A 4932-nucleotide genomic window follows, 5' to 3' on the forward strand; every position below is an offset into this window, starting at 1 on the left:
CAGGCAAGCCTGAAGGCGTTCTTCCCGCTGCTGACGCCGGTGATCATCCTGGGCGGCATCCTGCTGGGCGTCTTCACGCCCACCGAGGCGGCCGCGGTGGCGGTGGCCTACGCGATCCTGATCGGCATGGTGGTGCTGCGCACGCTGAAGGCGTCGGACCTGCCGGACGTGTTCATGCGTGCCGCGATGACCAGCGCGGTGGTGCTGCTGCTGGTGGGTGCCGCGATGGCGTTCAAGACCGTGGTGTCGCTGTCCTACGCGCCGCAGATCCTGGCCGACTGGATCCTGGCGCTGTCGCAGAACCCGCTGATCCTGCTGTTCCTGATCAACCTTCTGCTGTTCGTCGTGGGCATGTTCCTCGACGCGGGCCCCGCGATCATCATCCTGGGCCCGATCCTGGGGCCGATCTTCGTCGACCTGGGGATCGACCCGATCCACTTCGCCATCATCATGTCGGTGAACCTGACCGTGGGGCTGGCGACGCCGCCGATGGGGCTGGTGCTGTTCGTGGCCTCCAGCGTGTCGGGCGAGCGGGTCGAGACCATCGCCAAGGCGATCCTGCCGTTCCTGCTGGTCGAGATCATCGTCATCTTCCTGATAACGTTCATCCCCGAGATATCCATGACCATACCGCGCCTCACCGGGTTCGCGGACTGACCGACCACCGGGCCGCACGGCCCCAAAGCACCGAAGAAGCATAAAAGGGAGAGAGACCATGCTGAAAGGACTGACCCGCGCCGCGATGATCGCGACGCTCGCCATCGGAGGTGCGACCGCCGCGGTGGCGCAGGAGTTCACGCTGCGCGCCACGGCGAATTCCAACGAGGCCGACGAGGATTACGACGGCCTCGTGGTGTTCGAAAACTACGTCGAGCAGGCCAGCAACGGCGCGATCGAGGTCGAGCTGTTCATCGGCACGCAGCTCTGCTCGAACGGGACCGAGTGCATGCAGGGCGTGGCCGACGGCTCGATCGACATCTTCATCTCGACCAGCGGCGGCACGGCGGGGATCTTTCCATTCGTGCAGGTGCTGGACCTGCCCTACCTGATGGCCGACGACCGCGTCGCCGAGGCGGTGCTGGAATCCGGCAGCCCGTTCATGACCACGATGCAGGACATGGTCAAGGAAACGTCCGGCGGCGCGATCCGGCTGATGACCATCGGCAACACCGGCGGCTGGCGCAACTTCGCCAACACCCAGCGCCGCGTGCAGACGCCCGAGGACCTTGAAGGCCTGAAGATCCGCACGGTCGTGGCCGACCTGCCGCAGGAGCTGACCCGCGCGCTGGGAGCCTCGCCCACGCCGATCCCGTGGCCCGAGCTTTTCACCTCGCTTCAGACCGGGGTCGTGGAAGGCACCAAGAACGGCATCACCGACATCATGGGCATGAAGTTCCCCGATGCCGGCCTGCAATACCTGACGCTGGACGGGCACGCCTACATGGCGGCTCTGTGGTTCATGAACGACGAGAAGTTCATGTCGATGCCGCCCGAGCTGCGCCGTGTGGTGGTCGACGGGTTCTACCAGCTGCAGCAGGCGACTTTCGCCAGCCCCAAGCGCAAGTCGATCCAGGCCTACGAGGACTTCGTCGGCGGCGGCGGCGATCTCTACGTGCCGACGCCCGAGGAAAAGGAAGCCTTCAAGCGGGCCGCGCAGCCCGTCTTCGAGTGGTTCACCAGCAATGTCGAGGGTGGCCAGGAAGCCTATGACGCGCTGACCGCGGCGGTGGCCGAGGTCGAGGCCGAGCTGGAAGAAGTCCGCGGCGCCGCGATCGAGTGAGCGACGGGGGCGCGCGTCTGCGGGATGCGCGCCCTGCCCCGGACCACGCCCGTGCGGCGCGGTGCTGGCCTAGCCGGCCGCGTTCATCAGCGTGCGGATCGCCGGCTGCCGGGCGGGCTTCTTGTGCAGGCTCATCAGCAGGTCGGACAGTTCCTGTTCGTCGACCCGCTTGGCGGCGGCCTTGGGCGTGAACCACTTGCGCACGCGCTGCTTGCGTTCCTTCCAGTCGCGCAGCAGCTTTTCCACGACCATCGGGTAGACGCGCACGGTGCAGGGGATCACCCGCCCGTCGTCGAGGATTTTAGGGTAGCGGTAGGTGCCGATACAGTCGCGGCCGATATGGCCCTTGGCGCCGGCTTCTTCCAGCGCCTCGATCTCGGCCGCGGCCCAGGGCTTCTTGCCGTCCATCTCCCAGCCCTTGGGCATGACCCAACGGCCGGTGTCGCGCGATGTCACCATCAGCACGCTTACCGTTCCGTCGTCCTCCCAGCGCAGGGGAAGCGCGGCAATCTGCTCGCCCATTTGCGGCATTCTTGGCCTTCTATCAATCGGCACGTGTAGGCATGCTGAATAAATAAGCCGATTCATCGGCTTCGCAACCGCTTTTTACGTGCTCCGCGGCGTCACGCCTGCCCCAGGCACCAGCGCATGATCGCCTTCTGGGCGTGCAGCCGGTTCTCGGCCTCGTCCCAGATGACCGAGTGCGGGCCGTCCATTACTTCGGAGGTGACTTCCTCCTCGCGATGAGCCGGCAGGCAGTGCATGAACAGCGCGTCGGGCTTGGCCTGCGCCATCAGGTGGGCGTTGACCTGGTAGGGCCGCAGCATGTTGTGGCGCCGCTCTTTTGAGGACTGGCTGTCATGCATCGACACCCAGGTGTCGGTGACGATCAGGTCGGCGCCCTGCACGGCTTTCTCGGCGTCGCGCTCGATCGTGACGGTCGAGCCCGCGTTGCGCGCCCAGCCGACGAACTCCATCTCGGGGTCGAGTTGCACCGGCCCGGTGAAGGTCAGGTCGAAGCCGAACTGCCCCGCGGCGTGCAGGAAGGAGGCGCAGACGTTGTTGCCGTCCCCGGACCAGACGACCTTCTTGCCGGCGATGGGCCCGCGATGTTCCTCGTAGGTGAGGATGTCGGCCATGATCTGGCAGGGATGGGTACGGTCGGTGAGCCCGTTGATCACCGGGACGCTGGCGTATTCCGCCATCTCTTCCAGCACGGTCTCGTCGAAGGTGCGGATCATGATCAGGTCGACGTAGCGCGACAGCACGCGGGCGGTGTCGGCGATGGTCTCGCCGTGGCCCAGCTGCATGTCGCTGCCCGACAGCACCATCGTCTGACCGCCCATCTGGCGCACCCCCACGTCGAAGCTGACGCGGGTGCGGGTCGAGGGCTTCTCGAAGATCAGCGCGACCATGCGGCCGGCCAGCGGCTGGTCGGCGTCGGGCGCGGCCTTGGGCTGGCCGTCGCGGGCGTCCTTCATGGCGCGGGCCTGGTCGATGATGCCCCGCAGGGCGGTCTTGTCCATCTTGTGGATGTCGAGGAAGTGGTTCATCGCAACGTGCTTTCGTCGGGCGGGGGCGCGGCGGCCCCTGGTCGTTCGGGACCGGGTCAGGCGGTGGCCTTCTCCAGCGCGGTGGCGGCCGTCTCGAGGCGGGCGATCGCCTCGGCGATCTCGTCCTCGGTCAGGTTCAGCGGCGGCAGCAGGCGCACCACGTTGTCGGCGGCGGGCACGGTGATGACCTGTGCGTCATAGCCGGCCTTGACCACGTCGGCGTTCATCGCGCGGCACTTGAGCCCCAGCATGAAGCCCATGCCGCGCACGCCCTCGAAGACGTCCGGGTGCGCGGCGACCAGCCCTTCGAGCCGCTGGCGGAAGAGGCCGGCGCGGGCGTTCACGCCGGACAGGAACTCGGGGTCGGCCACATGCGCCATCACGGCACAGCCCACCGCGCAGGCCAGCGGGTTGCCGCCGTAGGTCGAGCCGTGGGTGCCCGCGGTCATGCCCGACGCCGCATCCTCGGTCGCCAGCACAGCGCCCAGCGGGAAGCCGCCGCCGATGCCCTTGGCGACCATCATGATGTCGGGGGTCACCCCCGCCCATTCATGCGCGAAGAGCCGGCCGGTCCGTCCCATGCCGCACTGCACCTCGTCGAGGATCAGCAGCACGCCGTTGTCGTCGCAGAGCTTGCGCAGGCCCTTCAGGCACTGGTCGGGAAGCGGGCGGATGCCGCCTTCGCCCTGCACGGGCTCGATCAGGATCGCGGCCACGTCCGTCAGGTCGAGCGCCTGCAGCGCGTCGTGGTCCCCCCAGCGCAGATGCGTGAAGCCCGGCAGCAGCGGGCCGAAGCCCTTGGTCATCTTCTCGGACCCGGCGGCGGCGATGCCGGCGGAGGAGCGGCCGTGGAAGCTGCCCTCGAACGCGACGATGCGGGTCTTGTCTGGCTGGCCCTTCTCGTACCAGTGCTTGCGCGCCATCTTGACGGCCAGTTCGCAGGACTCTGTCCCGGAATTGGTGAAGAACACGGTGTCGGCGAAGGTGTTCTCGACCAGCAGGTCGGCGAGCTTCTGCTGCTGCGGGATCTGGTAGAGGTTCGACACGTGCCACAGCGCGTTCGCCTGTTCGGTCAGCGCGGCGACCAGCGCGGGGTGCGCGTGGCCCAGCGCGTTGACCGCGATCCCCGCCCCGAGATCCAGGAAGCGTCGCCCGTCGGCCTCGATCAGCCAAGCGCCTTCGCCTTTCACGAAGCTGAGCGGCGCGCGGTTGTAGGTCGGCAGGACGGACGGGATCATGGCGGTATCCTTTCGGGGGTTGTCCCGGGGTGCGCGGGGCACCGGAGGTATCGGGAAAGCGGAAAACGAAGGCGACGGCCGCACCCGGAGGGCGCGGAAGGAGAGCTCAGGCTCGTCGGGTGGTCGCGTGCGTTTTCATGGCATCGCTCTTAGCGGCTTTGACGCATGACGCAAGGGAAAAGCGCAGACGCCGCCCCCGAGGGGACGGCGCCGTGGCTCATTCGGCCGCTTGCGGTGCGGTCACGTCCCAGGCCGAGACGGCCTTGACCTCGACGAAGTCGTGGATGCCCCACGAGCCGCCCTCGCGGCCGTTGCCGGACATCTTCATGCCGCCGAAGGGCGCGCCGGGGCCGCGGCTTTC

The 4932-nt window shown here is 67.6% G+C and carries 6 protein-coding genes; 2 read left to right on the top strand and 4 right to left on the bottom strand.

What is annotated here, in order from left to right:
• Positions 1-657 (top strand): TRAP transporter large permease subunit (locus tag ACFDTC_RS03125; RefSeq protein WP_375257408.1); only part of this gene is annotated, 657 nt, incomplete at its 5' end.
• A 58-nt stretch (positions 658-715) separates the two neighbouring features.
• On the top strand, positions 716-1780 hold the full coding sequence (gene dctP, locus ACFDTC_RS03130) for a TRAP transporter substrate-binding protein DctP (RefSeq protein ID WP_375257409.1): 1065 nt from the start codon (positions 716-718) through the stop codon (positions 1778-1780).
• 69 nt (positions 1781-1849) lie between these two features.
• On the opposite strand, the gene ACFDTC_RS03135 is transcribed toward dctP, so the two are convergent.
• From ACFDTC_RS03135 to ACFDTC_RS03150, 4 genes are all read right to left on the bottom strand, one after another.
• On the bottom strand, positions 1850-2302 hold the full coding sequence (locus tag ACFDTC_RS03135) for an NUDIX hydrolase (protein WP_375257410.1): 453 nt from the start codon (positions 2300-2302) through the stop codon (positions 1850-1852).
• 101 nt (positions 2303-2403) lie between these two features.
• Positions 2404-3333 carry an ornithine carbamoyltransferase gene (argF, locus tag ACFDTC_RS03140; RefSeq protein ID WP_375257411.1) on the bottom strand — a complete coding sequence of 310 codons (930 nt, stop codon included), beginning with the start codon at positions 3331-3333 and terminating at the stop codon, positions 2404-2406.
• A gap of 56 nt (positions 3334-3389) precedes the next feature.
• Entirely contained in the window at positions 3390-4571 is a 1182-nt protein-coding gene (locus tag ACFDTC_RS03145; RefSeq protein WP_375257412.1) for an aspartate aminotransferase family protein, read from the bottom strand.
• A 217-nt stretch (positions 4572-4788) separates the two neighbouring features.
• On the bottom strand, positions 4789-4932 hold a 144-nt coding region (locus tag ACFDTC_RS03150; protein ID WP_375257419.1), incomplete at its 5' end, for an aldehyde dehydrogenase family protein.

This window comes from Citreimonas sp. (assembly GCF_042096055.1).
Classification (GTDB): domain Bacteria; phylum Pseudomonadota; class Alphaproteobacteria; order Rhodobacterales; family Rhodobacteraceae; genus Citreimonas.